17 protein-coding genes are annotated in these 20,118 nt (G+C 70.5%); 11 read left to right on the top strand and 6 right to left on the bottom strand.

What is annotated here, in order from left to right; genetic code table 11:
* Both ACTWPP_RS04635 and ACTWPP_RS04630 read left to right on the top strand, forming a co-directional pair.
* Positions 1-768: a class I SAM-dependent methyltransferase gene (locus tag ACTWPP_RS04635; RefSeq protein ID WP_443102814.1), complete on the top strand. Its 768-nt coding sequence runs from the start codon at positions 1-3 to the stop codon at positions 766-768.
* The gene (locus ACTWPP_RS04630; protein ID WP_443102813.1) at positions 768-1,325 is read left to right on the top strand and encodes a GtrA family protein; all 558 of its coding nucleotides are present in this window, start codon (positions 768-770) and stop codon (positions 1,323-1,325) included. Before ACTWPP_RS04635 ends, ACTWPP_RS04630 begins: the two co-directional genes overlap by 1 nt.
* Here ACTWPP_RS04630 and ACTWPP_RS04625 read toward each other — a convergent pair.
* Together ACTWPP_RS04625 and ACTWPP_RS04620 are read right to left on the bottom strand one after the other, a co-directional pair.
* Positions 1,223-2,059: a glycosyltransferase family 2 protein gene (locus tag ACTWPP_RS04625; RefSeq protein WP_443102812.1), complete on the bottom strand. Its 837-nt coding sequence runs from the start codon at positions 2,057-2,059 to the stop codon at positions 1,223-1,225. The two genes, ACTWPP_RS04630 and ACTWPP_RS04625, sit on opposite strands and share 103 nt — an antisense overlap.
* Positions 2,056-3,000 carry an NAD-dependent epimerase/dehydratase family protein gene (locus tag ACTWPP_RS04620; protein ID WP_443102811.1) on the bottom strand — a complete coding sequence of 315 codons (945 nt, stop codon included), beginning with the start codon at positions 2,998-3,000 and terminating at the stop codon, positions 2,056-2,058. The genes ACTWPP_RS04625 and ACTWPP_RS04620 overlap by 4 nt, the downstream gene beginning before the upstream one ends.
* A 128-nt stretch (positions 3,001-3,128) precedes the next feature.
* On the opposite strand from ACTWPP_RS04620, the gene ACTWPP_RS04615 reads away from it, so the two are divergent.
* Complete coding sequence (locus ACTWPP_RS04615; protein ID WP_443102810.1) at positions 3,129-4,361, top strand: glycosyltransferase 87 family protein; 1,233 nt, start codon at positions 3,129-3,131, stop codon at positions 4,359-4,361.
* 173 nt (positions 4,362-4,534) lie between these two features.
* On the opposite strand, the gene ACTWPP_RS04610 is transcribed toward ACTWPP_RS04615, so the two are convergent.
* Positions 4,535-5,353, bottom strand: a complete 819-nt coding sequence (locus tag ACTWPP_RS04610; RefSeq protein ID WP_443102809.1) for a hypothetical protein — start codon at positions 5,351-5,353, stop codon at positions 4,535-4,537.
* A gap of 97 nt (positions 5,354-5,450) precedes the next feature.
* On the opposite strand from ACTWPP_RS04610, the gene ACTWPP_RS04605 reads away from it, so the two are divergent.
* Together ACTWPP_RS04605 and ACTWPP_RS04600 are read left to right on the top strand one after the other, a co-directional pair.
* On the top strand, positions 5,451-6,242 hold the full coding sequence (locus ACTWPP_RS04605; RefSeq protein WP_443102808.1) for a crotonase/enoyl-CoA hydratase family protein: 792 nt from the start codon (positions 5,451-5,453) through the stop codon (positions 6,240-6,242).
* Positions 6,239-7,786 carry an AMP-binding protein gene (locus ACTWPP_RS04600; RefSeq protein ID WP_443102807.1) on the top strand — a complete coding sequence of 516 codons (1,548 nt, stop codon included), beginning with the start codon at positions 6,239-6,241 and terminating at the stop codon, positions 7,784-7,786. Before ACTWPP_RS04605 ends, ACTWPP_RS04600 begins: the two co-directional genes overlap by 4 nt.
* A gap of 137 nt (positions 7,787-7,923) precedes the next feature.
* On the opposite strand, the gene ACTWPP_RS04595 is transcribed toward ACTWPP_RS04600, so the two are convergent.
* A complete protein-coding gene (locus tag ACTWPP_RS04595; protein ID WP_443102806.1) occupies positions 7,924-9,294 on the bottom strand; it encodes a carbohydrate-binding protein in 1,371 nt (456 codons plus the stop codon).
* Between the two features lie 341 nt (positions 9,295-9,635).
* Between ACTWPP_RS04595 and ACTWPP_RS04590 the strand changes: the two genes are divergently transcribed.
* Complete coding sequence (locus ACTWPP_RS04590) at positions 9,636-10,634, top strand: LuxR C-terminal-related transcriptional regulator (RefSeq protein WP_443102805.1); 999 nt, start codon at positions 9,636-9,638, stop codon at positions 10,632-10,634.
* A gap of 113 nt (positions 10,635-10,747) precedes the next feature.
* Here the strand turns inward: ACTWPP_RS04590 and ACTWPP_RS04585 are convergent, their stop codons facing one another.
* Positions 10,748-11,755, bottom strand: coding sequence for an AraC family transcriptional regulator (locus ACTWPP_RS04585; RefSeq protein WP_443102804.1), 1,008 nt, complete (start codon positions 11,753-11,755; stop codon positions 10,748-10,750).
* A 398-nt stretch (positions 11,756-12,153) separates the two neighbouring features.
* Between ACTWPP_RS04585 and ACTWPP_RS04580 the strand changes: the two genes are divergently transcribed.
* Positions 12,154-14,805: an ATP-binding protein gene (locus ACTWPP_RS04580; protein WP_443102803.1), complete on the top strand. Its 2,652-nt coding sequence runs from the start codon at positions 12,154-12,156 to the stop codon at positions 14,803-14,805.
* A 114-nt stretch (positions 14,806-14,919) separates the two neighbouring features.
* On the opposite strand, the gene ACTWPP_RS04575 is transcribed toward ACTWPP_RS04580, so the two are convergent.
* A complete protein-coding gene (locus ACTWPP_RS04575) occupies positions 14,920-15,930 on the bottom strand; it encodes a LacI family DNA-binding transcriptional regulator (protein ID WP_443102802.1) in 1,011 nt (336 codons plus the stop codon).
* Positions 15,931-16,099: 169 nt separating this feature from the next.
* Here ACTWPP_RS04575 and ACTWPP_RS04570 point away from each other — a divergent pair, with 169 nt between their 5' ends.
* The 4 genes from ACTWPP_RS04570 to ACTWPP_RS04555 all read left to right on the top strand — a co-directional run bounded on the left by ACTWPP_RS04570 (position 16,100) and on the right by ACTWPP_RS04555 (position 20,017).
* Entirely contained in the window at positions 16,100-17,098 is a 999-nt protein-coding gene (locus ACTWPP_RS04570; protein WP_443102801.1) for a zinc-dependent alcohol dehydrogenase, read from the top strand.
* Positions 17,095-17,673, top strand: coding sequence for a TRAP transporter small permease (locus tag ACTWPP_RS04565; RefSeq protein ID WP_443102800.1), 579 nt, complete (start codon positions 17,095-17,097; stop codon positions 17,671-17,673). Before ACTWPP_RS04570 ends, ACTWPP_RS04565 begins: the two co-directional genes overlap by 4 nt.
* Positions 17,670-18,944, top strand: a complete 1,275-nt coding sequence (locus ACTWPP_RS04560; protein WP_443102799.1) for a TRAP transporter large permease — start codon at positions 17,670-17,672, stop codon at positions 18,942-18,944. The genes ACTWPP_RS04565 and ACTWPP_RS04560 overlap by 4 nt, the downstream gene beginning before the upstream one ends.
* A gap of 65 nt (positions 18,945-19,009) precedes the next feature.
* Positions 19,010-20,017, top strand: coding sequence for a DctP family TRAP transporter solute-binding subunit (locus ACTWPP_RS04555; RefSeq protein ID WP_443102798.1), 1,008 nt, complete (start codon positions 19,010-19,012; stop codon positions 20,015-20,017).
* Positions 20,018-20,118: the final 101 nt, after the last annotated feature.

Here is a 20,118-nt window from a genome sequence, read left to right as displayed (position 1 = left end):
ATGAACGACTCACAGGGCGCCTTCACCCGCGCCACCGGCCGCGGGCTCGGAGATCGCGACGCCGAGTCCGCGGGCGCGGACAAGCCGCGCTACCGGCGCTACCAGTTCGATCTGATCGCCCCGCACTGCGGTGCCGGTGTGCTGGAGGTCGGCGCGGGGCTGGGCGAGTTCTCGGCCCAGTTCTCCGGCCTCGACCGCCTCGTGGTCACCGATGTCGATCCCGATGCGGTGGCGGTGATGAAGGACCGGTTCTCCGGCGACGGGAAGATCGCCGGTGAGATCGAGGTCCACGGGTTCGACCTGGACGCGGGCGATCGCCTGGACCGGCCGGTCGACTCGGTGGTGACGATCAACGTGCTGGAGCATTTCGAGGACGACGCGGGCGTGCTCGCCTCGCTGGCGCGTTCGGTCGTCCCGGGCGGCACGGTCGTGCTGTGGGTGCCCGGCTACCAGAGCCTCTACAGCGATTTCGATCGCAGGGTCGGGCATTTCCGTCGCTACACGCCCGCGACGCTGCGGGACGCGATCCGGCGTTCCGGGCTCGAGTGCGAGCTGGCGCGGCCGGTGAACCTGCTCGGCGGGCTGGCCTGGTGGGCGGCCATGCGGCTCGGGCGGGCGGCGGCGCCGAACAGCGGTGCCGTGGGCGTGTACGACCGTGTGATCGTCCCGGTCACCCGGGTGCTGGACCGTTTCCTGCCGGTGCCCTTCGGCCAGTCGATCCTGGCGGTCGCCCGCGTACCGGACGAGCCGGGGACACCGCGGGACTGATGCGCGCCGATCCCGCCCAGTCCCGGACCCCCTCCCAGGACGAGCCCCGGTCCCGCGGCCGGCGAGCCTTCCGGCTGATCTTCACGCGTTACACGATCGGCTCGGTGCTGGCGGCGGTGGCGAGCGAGGCGACGCTGCTGCTGACGTACGGACCCGGGCTGCTCAGCCCGGGTGCCGCGTCCGTGGCGGCCTGGGGTGCGGGCGCGGGCCTGAACTACGTCCTCAACCGGAGGTGGGCGTGGGGACGGCGAGGCCGTGCGTCCCTGTGGCGGGAGCTGGTGCCGTACTGGGGGATCGCCGTGGCCAGCATGGCCATCTCCGCGTGGGCGACGGGTGTGGCGGACCGGCTGGGCCCCCGGCTGTTCGAGTCCGGGGGCCTGCGGACGGCGTTCGTCGGCGGGGTCTTCCTCGCCGTCTACGGGCTGATGTTCGTGGTGAAGTTCGGCCTGTTCCACTACCTCGTCTTCGCCGGCGGACCCGACACCCGGCCCGGCGCGGGTGAGGCGGACGCGCCGCGGCGTTCCCGCCACCAGGTCCCGACGACGACCCGTGAGTAGCGGTAGCCGTACACGAGGTTGCCGCCCTTCTTGGTGGCCCCGGCCGCGCGGAGCCGCATCGTCGCCGGCACCTCCCGCACCCGGTATCCCCTGGAGATGACGCCGATGAGCAGCTCGGACGACTGGTACTGCGGCTGCCGGAGGGTGACGGCGCCGGTGACCTCGGCCCTCATCGCGCGCATGCCGAACGAGGTGTCGGTGATGCGCTGCCCGGTCAGCCTGCTCACCAGCCAGGCGAAGACGTGAACGCCGAGGCGGCGGACGCGGTCGTAGGTCTCCTGCCGGCCCAGCAGACGCGACCCGGTGACGAAGTCGGCGTCGCCCTCCAGTACGGGGGCCAGCACCCGCGGGATCTGGGCGGAGTCGTACTGGCCGTCGGCGTCGGTGGTGACGATGAACTCGGCGCCGCCTTCGCGGGCGAGGCGGTACCCCAGCCGCAGCGCCGCCCCCTGCCCGCGGTTGACGGGCACGTCGCAGACCATCGCGCCGCACTCGCGGGCGACGGCGGCGGTCTTGTCGGTCGCCCCGTCCACCACCACGATCACCGCGGTGTCATGTCCGGCGACGGCCGCGGGGATCGAGCGCACGACCTCGCCGATGCCGCGTTCTTCGTCGTAGGCGGCGATGACGACCGCGATCGGAGGCAGTTTCGTGCCGTACTCCTCGGCGAAGGCGGACGCCGCCGCCTCGTCGACGCCGTCGACTCCGTCGGTGTGGTCCCGTGTCCCGGTCACGCGACCTCCACCGGAGCGAAGTCGGGCCAGACGGTCGCCATCCCGGAGCTGAGGTCGTGACGCGGCTCGTAGCCCAGCGCGCGCGCCTCGGAGATGTCGAGGACGACCGCGGGCATCTCACCCGCCTTCGCCGGCGTGTACTCGACGGGGATGGGCGCGCCGGTGACCGTCCGGGCCGTCTCGATCAGGTCGTTGACGCTCGTCGAGGAGCCCGACCCGACGACGAGCGGGCCGGTGTGGGCGGTCCGCCACGCCAGCAGCACGGCCTGCGCCACGTCGTCGACGTGTACGTAGTCGCGCAACTGGGTGCCGTCGCCGTACACCTGGACTCCGCCGTCCGACGCCGCGGCCCGCATCAGCCGCGGGACGAAGCTGTCCTTGTGCCGCATGCCCGGGCCGTAGACGTTCGCGAAGCGCACCGCGCAGGTCCGCATGCCGTACACGCCGGTGTAGGCGCTGAGCAGCATCTCCGCCGCCGCCTTCGTGGCGCCGTAGGGGGTGAGCGGCCGCAGCGGCATCCGTTCGCTGATCGGGGTGCCGCCGACGTCGCCGGTCACGGCGTTGGTCGAGGCGAACACCACGCGCGGCACCTCGCGTTCGCGGCACAGCTCCAGCAGGTCGGCGGTGGCGTCGACGTTCAGCCGGTAGACGCCGGCCGGGTCCTTCACCGACTGCAGCACCGAGGTCACCGCGGCCAGATGGACCATCCCGTCCAGCCCCTCCGAGACGGCGGCGCGCCGCACCTCGGGGTCGCACAGGTCGCCGACCACCGACCGGACGGCGGGGTCGGGATGGGGTCGCTGATCTGCGACGACGACCTCCGCCCCGGCGTCCAGCAATGCGGTGACCAGGCGGCCGCCGATGAATCCGGCTCCTCCGGTCACCAGCACCCGCGCGCCCGTGAGGCCGGGCTCCTCCCGCTGGGCCGTCGTCCCTGTCATTGGCTCACCCGCCGTACGCTCGTGAAACTTATGATCGCCGACCCTAACGGAACCGCGGCCGTGGTACCGACTCGAATCGGCGACCCGCACCGGGTCCGGCATGATGACCAGCGGATGAGAGGCGAGCGGTGATCCATGTTCTGGTGATGGGCCTGCCGCTGGCGGCCGGGCTGGCCCTCGCGCTGCTGGCGGGGCGGAGACGGTGGGCGCCCCCGCTGGCGGTGGCTCTGGGCGTCGGGGCGGTGCTGCGGCTCGCGGTGATGCTGATCGCCGCACAGGACCCCTGGCAGCCCTACGACCTGGACCATGACTTCCGCGCCACCGCGGACGCCGTGCTCGACGGCCGCGATCCGCTGGTCGATCTGCGCGAGGGTGGCTGGCACTTCCTGCCTATGCTGGCTTACCTCCTCGCCGGAGCACGGGAACTGGGCGACCTGCTGGGGCTGCCCTGGGAGATCACCGGACGCGTCGTACCCGTCCTGGCCGACCTCGCCCTCGTCCCGCTGGTGGCGAGACTGAGCACGGACCCGACCCAGAGGGTCCGTGCCCTACGAGCCTTCCAGTATGCGTGCGCGCCGCCGGTATTGGCGGTGAGCGCCCTGCACGGCCAGTTCGGGCCCATCACGCTGGCGCTGGGCGTCGCGGCTCTCCTGGCCGCCCGCAACGGCCGCGTCCATCTGGCGGGGGTGCTCATCGGCCTGTCGGTGACCTCGGCGAACTGGTCGGTGCTGCTTCTGCCCGGCGTCCTGCTCGCCGTCCCCGCCCTGCGCCACCGGCTCACCGTCCTCGCGTGGACGGCCGTGGTCCCCGCCGCGTTCCTTCTCAGCAGCATCCCGGTCTTCGGCACGCCGGTCGATCGGCTGCCCGCGACCCTGTCGGCGTCGCTGTCGGCACGCCCGGTCGTGGGAGATTGGGGATGGACCGCGATCGTGACCGGTGGCCAGCAGGTGGTGTCCGGCGGGTACGGGACCGTCGGCACGCCCGTGCTCGGGATCGCGCTGCTCGCCGCCGTCTGGTGGTGGCGCAGGGCGGACCCCGTCGACCTCACCCTCGCGCTCCTGCTGGTCTTCCTCATCGTGACCTACCGGTTCGGCGCGCAGTACCTGATGTGGCCGATTCCCTACCTCATCATGCGGTCGGGGCGGGGCACCTGGCCCCTGATCATCGTCTGCTCCTTCTGGGGCGCCTTCGGCTACGTGTACATGACGCGCCTCGATCCGGTCGCCTGGGGGGAGGCGCATGTCTGGTGGGCGTTGTCCTCGCTGGTGGTCATCGCGTTCCTCATCCGCGCACTCCCGGAGCGGAAACCGGTGGCTGATTCGATCCCGCTAAGGGGTGCGGCGGCGGAACAGGACGCCTGACAGCGCGACCGAGACCGCCAGGATGCCGGCGCACCCGGCCAGCGCCGTCCAGGGGCGGGGTGCCGACGGGCTGGTCGAGCGGCCGCAGAGCCATCAGCCCTGACCGGCCGGCACGCCGCGGTCGATGAACTGCAGACCGGCGAGGGGAACCTGCGCATGGACCGGCTCGGGACTCATTCCGGGGGGTCGGTGTCGCCGGTGTCGTCGTCGAGGCCGAGGAGCCGCCCCCAGACGGCCTGGGCTGTGTCCTGGTAGGCCGTGGTCAGCGCGACCAGGTGCCGGTGGGGTCCGGGGTCGCAGAGCTCTTCGGGGAGCAGTGGGTCGTGCAGGATCGTCGAGATCGCCCGGCTGCCGAGCAGGAGTGACTCGTGGGCGAACTCCTCGGGGCTGAGGGTGCCGAGGCGTTCGCGGCTCCGGGTGAGTTCGTCCGCCGTCCGGGTGAGGCGGGCGATCAGGTCGCCGGTGTTCCAGAGGCCGCGCAGTTCCCGGTCGGTGGCCGGGTCGAGCCGATCGATCGCGAACACGACGGCTCCGGGGGCCATGCCGGTGCCGGTGAGGGTCCGGCGCAGCTCGTCCACGCCGCCGCTGAGGTTGTCGGGGCGGACGTGCAGGGCGCCGCGCCAGGTGTGGAACCCCAGGAGTTGCAGGGCCCGGTCGTGGTGGCGCAGGGTCGTGCGGGCGGTGCGGGCGGTGGCGGAGTTCTCGACCGCGGCCCAGCGTCCCGTCCATGGCACGCGGGAGGCGTGGCGGGTCGCCCAGTGCTCGATGTGGGGATAGGCGCGCAGCCGTTCCGGGTGCGGGGTGTAGACGCCGCGGCCGTCGCGCTCCAGAACGCCCTGTTCGTTCAGCCGTTTCGCGGCCATCCGGATGCTCGGCGCGCTCAGGCCCACGATCTCCCCGGCCCGGCACAGCGCGGAGATCGAGAACCGGGTGCGCGGGCGGGCCGTCACCAGGTCCAGCAGGAGCTTGCGGGCGGTCAGCTCGTCGAGCACTTGTAACAGCTCCCGGTGCGATTCTTTCAAGATGTGTTACAAATAGATCAGGTCGTTTCACTGTAGGACGTGTGTCTGCGGACCGCAGGAGGTACCGATGGCTGACGTGCGTGTCGAGGTGGCGGGCACGACCACCACGATCTGGATGGACCGCCCCGACCGGCGCAACGCCGTCGACGGGTCGATGGCCGCGGAACTGCGCGAGGCGTTCGAGGCGTTCGAGGCCGACCCCGGGCAGCGCGTGGCGGTGCTCGCCGGGGCCGGCGGTACGTTCTGCGCCGGAGCCGACCTGACCGCGGTGGGGGATCCCGCCCGCAGCAACGAACTCGACCCCGACGGCGGCGGCAGCGGCCCCATGGGCCCGACCCGGATGAAGCTCGGCAAGCCGCTCATCGCCGCCGTCAGCGGTCACGCCGTCGCGGGCGGGCTGGAGCTGGCCCTGCTCGCCGACCTGCGGGTCGTGGAGCGCGACGCGGTGCTCGGCGTCTTCTGCCGCCGCTGGGGCGTGCCGCTCATCGACGGCGGCACCGTCCGCCTGCCCCAGATCGTCGGCCTCGGCCGGGCGCTGGACCTGATCATGACGGGACGGCCGGTCGAAGCCGCCGAGGCGCTCGCCATCGGCCTGGCCAACCGGGTCGTCGAACCCGGGCGGGCGGTCGACACCGCGCGGGAACTGGCCGACGAGATCGCGGCCTTCCCGTTCGAATGCGTCCTGGCCGACCGCGCCTCGACCTACGCCGGTCTCGATCTGCCCCTCGCCGAGGCACTGCGCGCCGAGGGCGCCGCGGGCGTCCCCATCGTCGAGCGCGAGGGCCGGGCCGGCGCCGCCCGCTTCGTCGACGGCGCCGGCCGGCACGGACGTTTCGCCCGAGAGGAGACCACCCGATGAGCCCCACCACCCGCGAGCTGATCATCCGTGGCGCGCGTCAGCACACCGACCGTGTCGGAGTCGTGTTCGGCGACGAGGAGCTGACGTTCGGCCAGACCGACGAGCTCAGCAACCGGCTCGCCCACGCCCTGGCGCGGGAGGGCGCCGGCCACCACCGGCGCGTCGGCCTCCTGGTGAACAACAGCCTGCTCAGCGTCCCGCTCGACTTCGCCTGCGTGAAGGGCGGGATCAACCGCGTCCCGCTCAACGCCCGGCTGTCGGTGGCCGAACACGTCACCATGCTCACCGACACCCGGTGCGAACTCGTGGTGTTCGGCGCCGACCTCACCGACCGGGCCCGCGAGCTGGCCGCCGCGCTGCCCGGCGTGACGTTCCTCGGCCTGGAGACGAGCCTGGACGGCGAACCGCCGCTCATGGACCGGGCGAGGAGCGCGCCCGCGACCCTGCCCGACGTCGGGGTCGGCTCCGACGACGTGATCCTCACCCTGTTCACGTCCGGCACGACCGGCACGCTGAAGGCGGCCCAGCACACCCAGGCGTCCTACGCGGGGATCTGCCGGAACGTGCTGCTCAACCTCTTCCCGGCCACGCACGAGGACGTCATGCTGCACGCGGCGAGTCTCATCCACGCCAGCGGGGTGTTCGTCCTGCCGCTGTGGCTGCGCGGCGGCCGCACCGTCATCCTCCCCGGTTTCGCGCCGGAGCCGTTCCTGCACGCGATCACCCGCTACGGGGCCACGGCGATCAACCTGGTGCCGACCATGATCCAGATGCTGGCCGAGCACCCGGACTTCGCGACCGCCGACGTCTCCACGCTGCGCCGGGTCATCTACGGCGCCTCTCCCATGCCGCGTCCCGTCATCGAGCGGGCCATGCGCGCATGGGGCCGGGACCGCTTCTGGCAGTACTACGGGCAGACGGAGATCCCGCTGTGCATCGCGGTGCTCCGTCCCGAGGACCACACCGGCGACCGGCTCGCCGCCTGCGGGCAGATCGCGGCCGAGATCGACCTGCGGCTCCTCGGCGAGGACGGCCGCGAGGTCCCGCCGGGCGAGCCGGGCGAGATCGTGGTGCGCGGGCCCTCCGCCACCGCCGGGTACTTCGACGCCGCAGAGCTGACCGCGGAGACCTACCGCGACGGCTGGGTCCGCACCCGTGACATCGGCGTCCTGGACGACGACGGCTTCCTGCTCCTCAAGGACAGGACCTCCGACATGATCATCAGCGGTGGCTACAACGTCTACCCCCGCGAGGTCGAGGACGCCCTGCTGGAGCACCCGGCGGTGCGCGAGGCCGCCGTCGTCGGCACCCCCGACGAGCGCTGGGTGGAGGCGGTCACCGCCGTCGTCGTCCTCGCCCAGGGCACCGCCCCGGACGACGACCTCCGCGAGCGGCTGGTCGCGCACGTGACCGAGAGGGTGGCCTCCTACAAGAAGCCCCGCAACGTCGTCTTCAGCGACGCCATCCCCAAGACCGCCGTCGGCAAGCTCGACCGCAAAAGCCTGCGCGCCCGGCTCGCCGGCGAGGCGGCGACCACGCCCTGACCGGGCCGGAGTTCCACCGCCGGTGACGAAGCGGACCTTCCCCCAGCGGTGGTGCTGGGGGAAGGTCCGGCGAGACGGCGTACCCGGTCAGCGGTGCCGGGCGCCGTCGTTCACAGGGGGACGGGCGGCTCCCGTCCTCAGATCCGCTGCCACAGTGCCGGGACGTTGGACGGCGTCCAGCCGGCCTGCGCCTGGTGGGCCTGGAGGCACCGGTAGCTGGCGCCGTTGTAGGTGACGACGTCCCCGACCTGGTACACGGTGCCCGCCGCCCAGGTGCCGCTCGGCGGGTCGTCCGGCGGGTCGTCCGGCGGGTCATCGGAACCGCCGGTGAACAGCGTCAGACCGTACACCTGGAGCAGCTCATTGATCGGCTGGTAGAACGTCGTGCCGCCGCTGCTGCAGTTGCCGGAACCACCGGACGTCACGCCCTGCGCCTGGGTGCCGGAGATGTACGACCCACCCGAGTCGCCCGGTTCGGCGCACACGGTCGTCCGGGTCACCCCGTAGATGGTGCCCTCGGGGTAGGTGACGCTGGTGTTGTGCTGCTGGATGGTCCCGCAGTGCCAGCCGGTGGTGGAGCCGGAGCGGCACACCTGCGAACCCACCTGCGCCTGGGTCGAACCTGCCACGGCCCGGTCCTGGACCCGGCCGTAGCCGTTCACGCGGGCGGTCGGGGTCCAGTTGCTGTTCGCCGCCACCCAGGCGTAGTCGTTGCCGGGGAAGCTGGAGCCCTGGAAGCTGCCCAGCTGAGCCCGGTTGAACCCGCTGACGCTCGTACCCGGCCGGCCGCAGTGCCCGGCGGTGGCGAAGCCGGGCTGCCCGCCTCGCGTGACCGAGAAGCCGACCGAGCAGCGTCCTCCGCTGCCCATGTAGTAGGCGTCGCCGCCCCGCAGGTCGTAGTACGGGCGCGGCCGGACGTTCGACCGCTTGACGGTGACCTTGCCGAGGCCGACCCCGGCCGCCTTCACGAAGGCCCGCGCCTTCGCGGGCGCGGAACTCAGCAGCACGATCTGGTTGCTGCGGACGTCCACGTACCAGACCGGGGAGTGGGCCGGTGCGCTCCGCTCGGCGGCACGGTCCAGCGTGGCCTTCGCGGCGTCGAGTTCGGCAAGGCTGTGGTCGACGACCTTCGCGCGGGCGTCGCGGTCGGCGATCTCGTCCACCTCGCCGGCGTCGGTGGTGGCGACGTGCAGCGTCGCGCCGGTCTTACCGCTGACCCAGCTTCCGGCGAAGCTCCCGGCGAGCTTCAGCCGCAGCTTGCCGGCGGTGACGCCGGTTTCGAACTGGTTGACCAGCGCCTCCTTCGCCTGGGCTTCGGTGAGGCCGAGGTCGCGCTGCATCGCCTTCAGCATGGCCGGCGGCACGTCCGCCGCGGCCGCCGCGGAGTACGGCGCCGGCTGCGCCGGCCCGGCGGGGTCCGGCTGGGCCGCCGCGACGCCCTGAGTGCCGGCCAGGCCCAGCGCGCCGACGGAAAGCACGGCGACGCGCAAGACGCGTCTGTGAGACATGGTCTCTCCTTGGAGTGGGGGGTGCGGCAAAAGTAGATGACTTTGCGTAGGGTGAGGAACCTTCTCCCGGCCGCGTTCTGGCGAGTTATCGCCGGTGTCGATATTCGCCATCAATGCCACTTGCCTCGCGCGGACCCTCGGTGCAAAGTCAAGTAAGCCGATTTAAGTGCGCAATGGACGCGCGGGCGTGAAGGATGTGCGGTCGGCGGTGGCGCCGGAGAAAGAATTTGCGGTTTCCGGCCGCGAACCGGGCCCAGCGTGGACGGGCCGCGCATAGCCGGCCGACTCGAATGAGCCGTGAAGGCTTGGCCGCTTCACGTCCTTGCTAGATAATCCCGTTCATGTTCCCCGCGAACGCAGCCGGTGAGAATCCATTCGCGGCTCTCGGTGTCACCGCCTCGCAGCAGACGCTTTACACCGCGCTGCTGCACAACCCCGGCAGCACGTTGAGCGAGCTGACGCAGCTTTCGCAAGAGCCGCGGCCCCGGCTGGCGGAACTGCTCGTGGAACTGGAGGCCCTCGGCATGGTCGGCGTCGACTCCGCCGCCGACCCGACGTACTTCCCCTACCCCCCGGACGCCGTCGTCGAGACGCTGATACGCAGGCGGGAGACGGAATTCATCCGTGCGCGCATCGAGGCGAAGCGCCTCAGCGGCGACCTGCTGGCCGCCGAGCAGCGGACGAACCCCGAGAAACTGGTGGAGATCATCGACGGGCTGGACGCGGTGGTTCAGCGCTACGAGCAGGTCCAGCGCGGCGCGGTGGAACAGGTCAAGGCAATTGACAAGCCGCCCTACGCCGTCGATCCCGCCCGTCCCAACGAGATCGAACGCGATCGGCTCGCGAGCGGCGTGGAATACCGCGTCATTTACACGCCGGAGGCCCTCGCCATCCCCGAGCGACTCGAAATGGCCCGGCACGACTCCGGCATCGGTGAACGCGCCCGCATTCTGGAGAACCCGCCGGCCAAACTCGTCATCGTGGACGATGAAATGGCGTTGATGCCGCTGCAGGGCGACGAACCCGGCATCACCGCGCTCATCCGCCCTTCGACGCTCCTCGACATCCTCATCGGCGTGTTCAACACCTGCTGGGAGCAGGCGACACCGCTCCACGTCGACGACGAGTCCGGTACGCACGATGTCTGGCCCCGGTTGTCCGATGCCGACCGGCACCTGCTCACCCTGCTCGCCGCCGGCCTGAAAGACGAAGCGGTGGCCCGGCACACCGGAATGGGCGCGCGCACGGTGAGCCGGCACGTCGCCCGCCTGCTGCGCACCCTCAACGCCCGCACCAGATTCCAGGCCGGCGTGCACGCCGCCCGACGAGGCCTGGTCTGACCAGCGAAACCCGCAGGACATGCCGCGGGGAGTCAGTCCTCCGACAAACTCCTTGCCACCCATCCTTGCCACGGGCCCACAGGTCTGAGCCGTAGGCACTGGAAGGTCACCGGCTACGGGCATCCGGCGCCGTGGCGGCCTTCGGGCTTGAGGGTCGTGGTTCGCAGATCTTGTCCGTGCCGCAGTTCGCGTGGGCTCACCCCGAAGTACTGCCGGAACGCCGGATTGAACGTGCTCATGGCGGAGAAACCCGAGGCGTACGCCACTTCGGTGATGGTCATGTGATGGTAGTCGGGACTCTGCAGCCGATCTCGCACCAGCCGCAGGCGTTCCTGCCGGATCAGGTCGCGGGGCGTCGTGCCGGCTTGCTGAAGGGCCAATTGCACCTGTCGCAACGACCACCCCAACGCCCGCGCCATCGTCGTGCCGTTCAGCCGCGGATCGGCCGCGTGATCACGAGCGAACCGGCGCACCGTGGCCTCCACGTCCGCGAGATGCCCGGGCGCGTCGGGACGGTCATCCCCCACTGCGAGCATGCAGAGTAGTTCGACGATGCGGTCGCAGACCGCGTCGAACTGGCTTGCGCAGAGATGGTCGCGTTCCCTGGCCAGTTCGGTGAGCATGCTGCCCACCACCCGTCCCAGACCGCGGTTCAGGTCCAGGCCCACCGCAACCGGCGATGATCGGTTCAGCAGGCTGTTCACCTCATGAGCGGAAACCGCCATGATGAGCCCCCGCATCGAGCGGCTCTGCATACCCTCGACCGGTGCGTCCCATGTGATCAGGCGTGCCTTCCCGGGGGCGAGCCTCGTCTGCCGGTCGCCTTGGCGCACGACCATGTCACTGGCCAGGGGGAGCACGAGCCGGTAGTCGTCCAGGGGAAACTGCCGCACCTGGCGTGCGGTTCGCACGTAACCGATCTCGTCGGACCAGTATTCGACCAGCTCGTGGGTGTCGGTGTGCTGGCGGATCGTCCCGCCGTCGAAGTCGTCGGTGCGCGAGTACTCGTAATGCATTCGGCACTGGTACGACGTGACGTGCTCGCTCCAGAACTCGGAACGTTCACGAGGCTCCAGATCCGCGGTCGTCGTCGACTCGACGACATAGGTCCCTCCGCCCACGGAAGACACTCCTCCCGGAACCGCTCGGCGCGTTGCTGGCGACGAGTGTTCGCCAAAGCACATCTGGTCGTGACGCCTTGCGCTCGCAGCGTAATACCCCTCGTCTGCGGCTGCCGTGACATCCAGCGGACCGGCGTCCCTGCCGTCCAGCGGGCATGTGCGGGCGAGAAGAGGTGGACGGCGCCGGCTTCGCCGGTGCTTGCGTCTGACGGATAGTTCCATGCGCGCGGACGTAGGTGCCGGCGTTTGACGCGGCCTTACGGTCCAGTGTGCATCCCTATTCGTTCGAGGGAATCCGGCCATGAGCCGCGCGATTTGAGGGCAGGACCGTTCACTTAAGAGGTGTGGGCACATCCATGGACTCAATGCCGCCTGCAGTGCACCGGACGATCGTGTGCGTGGATGTGCAAGGATTCGGAGATCGGTGCCGGACCAACAGGGATCAGATCAAGATCCGGGCCGTCATGTACCGTTCTCTGCAGGATGCCTTCACCCGCTCAGGTGTGCGCTGGGGTGACTGCTATCACGAGGACCGCGGTGATGGTGTGCTCATCCTGGTTCCTGCGAGCGTACCCAAAGAGCTATTGGTAAGTCCGCTGCCGGACGAATTGGCCGCCGAGCTCGATCGATACAACAATGCCGCCGACCACCGTACCCGTCTCCGCTTGCGAGTCGCGGTGCATGCCGGAGAAATCCACCATGACACCCATGGGGTGGCGGGTGCCGCCATCAACGCGGCGTTTCGAATGCTGGAGGCCGACGCACTCAAAGCGGCATTGCGCGACTCGCCCGAATCGCTCGCGCTGATTGCGTCGTCGTGGTTCTACGATGAGGTCATCCGGCATGTGCCGCAGAGCAATCCTCATGAATATCGTTCGATCCGCGTTGCGGTTAAAGAGACGCGGACGAATGCCTGGGTCCACCTACCGCGTGGCCGCGGTCGTGCAGATGAAGCAGCGTTCGATCGCTCACCGCGAACAGCCGGATCCGTTGACCCCGTTCCTCGCCAACTCCCCCCGGGAGTCCGGGATTTCGTGGGCCGCCGGCGCGAACTCGATGTCCTGACGAACCTGCTGAAGGAACGTGCCGATCGCGGTGGGACGGTGATCTCGGTTATCACGGGCACCGCGGGGGTGGGGAAAACCGCGCTGGCCGTACATTGGGCACATCAGGTACGCGACCAATTCCCCGATGGCCAGCTCTATGTGAACCTGCACGGTTACGACGCCGAACGTCCCACCGCTCCTCAGCAGGCTCTCGAAGCGATGCTGCTCGCCCTGGGCGTCACCGCTGAGAAGGTGCCCGCAAATCTGGAAGCGCAGTCCGCGCTGTATCGATCGCTGCTGGATGGACGGCGGGTACTTCTGGTGTTGGACAACGCGGCCGACGCCGAACAGATCCGGCCGCTCCTGCCGGGTGCGCCGGGCTGCGTGGTCGTGGTGACCGGCCGTGGAGACCTGGCCGGCCTGATCGCCCGCGATGGTGCCCACCCCATCGGCCTGCGGCGTCTGGCGGAAGCGGAGGCGATCTCGCTGTTGCGCCGCGTCATCGGGCCCTTGAAGGTCGACACCGAGCCGGCCGCGGCGGCGGACCTGGCTCGCCGTTGCGTCCATCTGCCGTTGGCGTTACGGGTCGTCGCCGAACGCGTCGCGACGCGCCCCCATCTGACGTTGACCGATTTCGTCCATGAACTCGCCCAGCACAACCGCCTGGACATGCTGAATGCCGCTGACCCTCATACCGCGGTGCGCACGGTGTTCTCCTGGTCCTACTACGCGCTTCCGCCTCAGGCCGCCCACATGTTCCGGCTGCTGGCCCTGCACCCTGGCCCGGAAATCGGTCTGCAGGCGGCGGCCGCGCTGACCGACACCGCTCCGGCCTCCGCACGTCAATTGCTCGACCTGCTGGTCCGGATGCACCTCCTGGAAGAAACCGGCAAGGACCGCTATTGCTTCCACGAGCTGCTGCGCTGCTATGCCGCGGAACTGGTGGAAACCGAGGAGACCGGCCGGCAACGGTCCAGTGCCGTCCGCCGTGTACTCGCCTGGTACCTGCAAGGAGCCGACAGCGCGCGGCGAATTCTCTGTCCACAACGTATAACCACCGAACTCGCGCTGCCAGGTGTGATCCGGCAGCCATTGACGTTCGCCACGCACGACCAAGCCCGGCATTGGTGCGAGGCCGAGCGCTTCAACTTGTTCGCGGCGGCACGCCATGCGGCCGCCGCGGAGCACGACGACATTGCGTGGAGGCTTCCGCTCGCTCTATGGAGCTTCTTCTTCCTACGAAGACCCTGGACCGATTGGGTCGCCACCTATCAGAGCGGTCTTGATGCGGCCAAGCGCTTCGGCGATCAGGGCGGGGAGGCCTACACACTCGGTGGACTGGGCTACGCCCATCAGGATCGCCAGAACTTCGAGGCGTCCCTCGGATGCCTCGAACGGTCCCTGAACATATTTCAAGAGATCAACGACCGGAACGGCGAAGCGTGGGCCCTGCATGGGACGGGCAACGCCTTCCGGGGGCTACGCCGGTTCGGCGAGGCCATCGAGCGTCATCGGCAGGCTCTGGACCTCTTTCGGGAGATCGGTGACCGGCGGGGCGAAGGGTGGGCGCTCAGCGGACTCGCTTACGGCTATGGAAGCCTTCGTCTGTTCGATGAGGCGATCGGGCACTTCCGGCAGGCTTTCGTCATCGCTCGGGAGACCGAACGCCGCGCCGAAGGATGGGCCCTGCACGGACTCGGCTACGCCCACCATGGCCTCCGCTGCTTCACCGATGCCATCGACGACTACCGGCAGGCCCACGCGGTCTTTCGCGAGATCGGCGACTGGAAAGGCCAAGGTGAGACTCTCTACAACCTGGGCAAGGCGCAACTCGAAACCGGTCGGCCGCAGGCGGCACGCGACTCCTGGAGCAGGGCTTTGACCATACTCGAGGAACTGCAGGCGCCGCAGGCGCGCCGGGTTCGCGCTCGCCTGGAAGTTCTCGACGCTGATGAGGCCTCGACCGATGACGTAGAGGTCGAAGCCGCGACCCCCTCGCCGTGACACCGGCACCTGAGCCGACTTGGGAGTCGTCGTCTGTGAAGGCGCTGTGCCCGGAGTGCGGTGTCGCAAGCTGCGGATCATGAGTCCGCCGGACTCGCGATTCGTGGTCCCGGGTCAGTGCGGGGGGCCGGTGGTGCGGCGGATGGCGAGGTGGGAGGGGAGGACGACCTGGTCGCGGGCCGGGCGGATGCCGTCGCGGTCGCGCATGGCCAGGAGCATGTCGACGGCGGTACGGCCGGACTCCTCGAACTGGCCGGCGAGAGTGGTCAGCGGCGGGGAGCAGAAGTCCGCGCCGAAGATGTCGTCGTAGCCGACGACGCTGATGTCCCCGGGCACGGCCACGCCCCGTTCGGCGCAGCGGCGCAGGACGCCGATGGCGAGGAGGTCGTTGTGGGCGACGGCGGCCGTGGCGCCCGTCCCCAGCGCGGCGTCGGCGGCGGCGGCGCCACCGGCCACGGTGGGGGGAAAGGGCCCGATGCGCCGGGTGGAGATGCCGTGCCGGCCGGCGGCCGCGGCCAGGGACTCCCAGCGGCGTGCGCCCAGCCAGGAGCGAGGGGGCCCGCCGAGGAAGACGATCGAGCGGTGCCCCAGCGAGGCGAGGTGCTCGACGATCTGGCGGGTGCCCTCGGCGTGGTCGACGATGACGCTGGGCACGTCGGCGACCTGGCGGCTGATCAGGGTGAGGCGGTGCCCGGCCGAGAGCTTCGTGATCTCCTCGTCGGACATGCGGCTCGCCGCGATGACGAAACCGTCGACGGACGGCCCGAGCCGTTCGATGTTGCGCGCCTCGACCTCGGGTGACTCCTCGGTGTCGCCGACGATGAGCGTGCAGCCCGCGGCGCGCGCCTGGTGCTCGGCGCCGCGGATGACCCCGAAGAAGTGGGGGTTGGTGATGTCGGAGACGAACAGCGCGAGGGTGTCGGTCCGGCCGGAGGGCAGCGCCCGGGCCAGGGTGTTCGTGCGGTAGCCGAGCCGGGCGGCGACCTCGGCCACCCGTGCGGCGGTCGCGGCGTTGACGCGTCCGGGGTTGGACATCGCACGCGACACCGTGGAGGGCGACACCCCGGCCTCCTTCGCCACGTGGTAGATCGTCGGCCGTCCGCTGCCCGCTCTTCCCTCTGCCACTCGCCCACCCTCCGCTCGGCCCGCCGGCGCGGCCACAGTTTCCCATGATGGAAAGTTTTGGCAACCGCTTGCCATCGCTCGACCACTGATTTTAGGGTCAACGGCACATCAGAGACATGTGGCGGGGGTCACAGCGGGCACCGCCACCCGTGCGCGAAGAACGGATCACATGCGGGCAATCGTCCTGACGGAACCCCGGCGCACCGAGGTCGTGGACTCCTGGGCGGAGCCGGAACCCGGACGTCACGACGTGGTCGTCGCGATGAGCGCGGTCGGCCTGTGCGGGTCGGACCTCGCCGTCCACGACGGCACCCGCCCCACACCGGCCCTGCCCTGGGTGCCGGGACATGAGGGCGGCGGGCGGATCGTCGCCGTGGGGTCGGCCGTGCACGACCGGCATGTCGGGCAGCAAGTGGTCGTCGAGCCCAACTACTGCTGCTTCTCCTGCTCGCCGTGCGCGCGCGGCCTGACCTCCGGCTGCGAGCGCAGGCTCAGCCCCGGCATCACCGTCCCGGGACTGCTCGCCGAACGGGTCGCCGTCCCCGCGCGGTTCGCCTGGCCGGTGCCGTCCCCGGTCGGCGCCGGAACGCTGGCCTGCGTCGAGCCGTTCGCGGTCGCCCGGTCGGCGGTGCGGCGCGCCGGCGTGGGTCCCGGTACCGAGTGCCTGGTCGTCGGCGCCGGATCGCAGGGCCTCCTCACCTGCCTGTCGCTCCTGGAGGCCGGAGCCGGGGTGTTCGTCACCGACCCGCGGGCCGACCGGGTCGTGGCCGCCGAGCGGATCGGAGCCCGGGCCGTCGCCCCCGACGACGAGCGTCCCTTCGCGTTCGTCTTCGACACCGCCGGAGTCCCCGCCGCCTGGGAGACGTCGGCGCACAAGGTCGCGACCGGCGGAACCGTCATGGTGATCGGCATGAGCAGCGAACCGGTCGGGCTGTCGACGATGGAGCTGACGCGGCGGCAGCTCCAGGTGCGGGGCTCCCTCATCTACGACCACCCGGACGACTTCGCCGCGACCGTTGCGGCGGTCGCCGGTGCGGCTCCCCGGCTGGCCGGGCTGCTGCGGCCGGGCGTGCCCCCGCGGCAGGCCGAACGTGCCTTCGCCGAGGCGCGGACGGCACCCGGCAAGTCCTGGATCGACCTGTCCGACTGGGGGGAGGACCACCGATGACCCCTGTCACCACCGCGGCCCCGGGTCGCCGGCCCGGCCGCGTCCTGCGGGCGCTGTCCCTGGCCGAGGCGATCACCGGCAGCCTCCTGCTGGCGGTGATCGGCGCGCTGATGCTGCTCCAGGCCGCGCAGCGCTACCTGCCCGCCGGCGGCTGGGTCTGGACCGGCGAACTCGCGCGGTTCAGCTTCGTCTGGCTCACCTTCGCCATGTCGGGCTACCTCGCGGCGCGCGACGGCCACATCACCCTGAAACTCGTCGACATCGTGGCCGGTCCCCGGCTGCTGCGCGTCATCGGCGCCGTCGCCAACGCAACCGTCGCCATCGTCTGCCTCAACCTTCTCTACGAGGCGTGGGTCCTGGTCACGGCCGACAACGCGCAGGCCTCGCCCGCGCTCGGCATGCCGATGCGCCTGTTCTACGTCATCCCGCTCGCCGGACTGCTCCTCACGACCGTCCGCTCCATCGTCGCCGTGTTCCGGCCGGAACCCGAAACGGACGAGGTGGACGAGACGGACGAGACCGCCGAAGGCGGCCAGGCCGGTCCCGACAACCGAGAGGACCAGCAGCCGACATGAGCATGGTGCTACTCGCCGTGGCCATCGCCGCGCTCCTGCTGTTGCGCGTCCCCGTGGCGTTCGCGCTGCTCGGCCCCTGCCTCACCTACGTCTCCCTGGAGGGATACTCGGCGGGCCTGAGCGTCCGGCAGGCCACCGAGGCGGTCAACAGCTTCCCGCTGCTGGCCGTCCCGCTCTTCATCCTCCTCGGCGTCGTCGCCAACCACGCCGGGATCGCCGACCGGCTGTTCGAGTTCGCGCTCGCCGCCGCCGGCCGGGTCAAGGGCAGCCTCGGCTACGTCAACATCGGGGTGAGCCTAGGGTTCTCCTGGATGAGCGGTTCGGCGCTCGCCGACGCCGCAGGCCTCGGCAAGGTCGAGGTCCCCGCGATGGTCCGCAACGGCTACCCGCCGCGGTTCGCCGTCGGCATCAGCGCCTCCTCCAGCCTGATCGGGCCGGTCATGCCGCCGAGCATCCCCGCGGTCGTCTATGCCGGCATCGCCGGAGTCTCGACCGGGGCGCTGTTCGCCGCCTCCGTCGCCCCCGCGCTCCTCATGGCGGCGGGTCTGGCCGTCATGGTCTACGTGCTGGTGCGCCGCCGGAGCGGCCTGCGCGGCGACCCCTTCTCCTGGGCTACCCTGCGCCGCGCGGGGCTGCGCGTCCTCGGCCCCCTGGGCGCTCCGGTGATCATCCTCGGCGGCATCCTCGGCGGGGTGTTCACCCCCACCGAGGCCGCGGCGGTGGGGGCCGCCTACGTGCTCGTCCTCGGCGCCGTCTACGGCCGCATCACCTGGCGGGACCTGTTCGGCATCGCCCGGGAGACCGCCGCGACCACGGCGTCGATCACCCTGATCGTCGGCGCGTCCGGACTCCTCGCCTGGATCCTCGCCCGTGAGCGGATCCCCCAGCGGGTCTCCGAGGCGATGCTCGGCCTCACCGACGACCCCCTCGTCTTCCTGCTGCTGGTCAACGTGCTGATGATCCTGCTGGGCGCCATCCTGGAGGGCATCTCGGTCCTGGTGATCACGGTGCCGATCCTGCTGCCGATCGCCGCCGAGTTCGGCGTCGACCCGATGCACTTCGGCGTGATCATCATCATGAACCTGATGATCGGCCTGCTCACACCGCCGATCGGCGCGGTGCTCTACGTCATGAGCCCCGTCGTGCGCATGCCGGTCCACGAGGTCTTCCGCGGCACCCTCCCGTTCCTGCTCCCGCTCCTGGCCGTCCTGCTGCTGGTGACCTTCGTCCCCGCGACCGTCACCTTCCTGCCCCGGCTGCTCGGCCTGTAGCGATCCCGGGCCGTCACCATCCGCGACCGCGACCCGGCACCCCACCCCCGTGAGGAGCAAGGCAAATGCCGAAAACCCCCCACAAGGCGCTGCTGACCCTGACCGCCGCGGCCGTCGTGGCGACCGGCTGCAGCGCGATGAACAGCGGAGACGACGGAGGAACCGTCACGCTGTCCTTCGCCAACAGCTACACCACCAACCATCCGCACACCCGCTGCGGCATCCAGGTCGTCGCCGACGCGGTCAACGGCCGGGACCTCGGAGTGAAGATCGAGACGTTCCCCAACAGCCAGCTCGGCAACGACTCCACGCGCTTCACCTCCGTGCGGTCCGGCGACCTCGACATGGACGTGCAGGGCTCCTCCGCGCTGGCCGCGAGCTACGCCCCCATCGGCGTCCTGGACATGGCCTACGTGTTCGACGGGCCGGACCACCTGTTCACCTTCTTCGACGGGCAGCACGGCACCCGCCTGAAGACGGAGTTCGCCAAGGCGACCGGCGCCCGCGTGCTGGACGTCTGGTACTTCGGGATGCGGCACTTCACCGCCAACTCCGCGATCCGTACGCCCGACGACCTCAAGGGCCTGCGGATGCGGTTCCCCGACTCCAAGATCTACCTGGAGAACGCCAAGGCCGTCGGCGCCACGCCCACCGCGGTCGCGTTCGAGGAGCTGTACCTCAGCCTCCAGCGCAAGATCATCGATGGGCAGGAGAACCCGGTCCCGACGATCGCGGAGAAGAGCCTCGACGAGGTCCAGACCCACGTCAACCTCTCCGGCCACCAGACCGGTTCCCAGCTCATCGTCGTCAACGACGACAGCTGGAAGAAGCTCACGCCCGAGCAGCAGAAGGCCCTGCAGAAGGCCGTCTCGGACACCCGCGCCGGCAACCGGAAGTGCATCGAGGAGGACGAGGCGAAGATCCTCGCCGAGTGGAAGGGCAAGGGCAAGCCCACGATCGTCGAGGACGTCGACCGCGCCGCGTTCGCCGCGAAGGCCAGGGCGTACTTCAACGAGAACCTCGACGGCGAGCAGGCCGAGCTGTACAAGACGATCCGCTCGACCGCTCCCTGACCCGGCGAACCCGGCCCCGACGTGGCGGTCCGGCAGGCCGTCGCGGGCCCGGGGCATCGGCCGGAGCGGGGCGGTTCGCGGCCCGCTCCGGCGGCGGGCCG

Source organism: Actinomadura sp. 3N407 (assembly GCF_052245875.1).
Lineage (GTDB): Bacteria > Actinomycetota > Actinomycetes > Streptosporangiales > Streptosporangiaceae > Spirillospora.
Note: the sequence above shows the minus strand (reverse complement) of the source record. Positions and strands in the feature narration are given on the sequence as shown.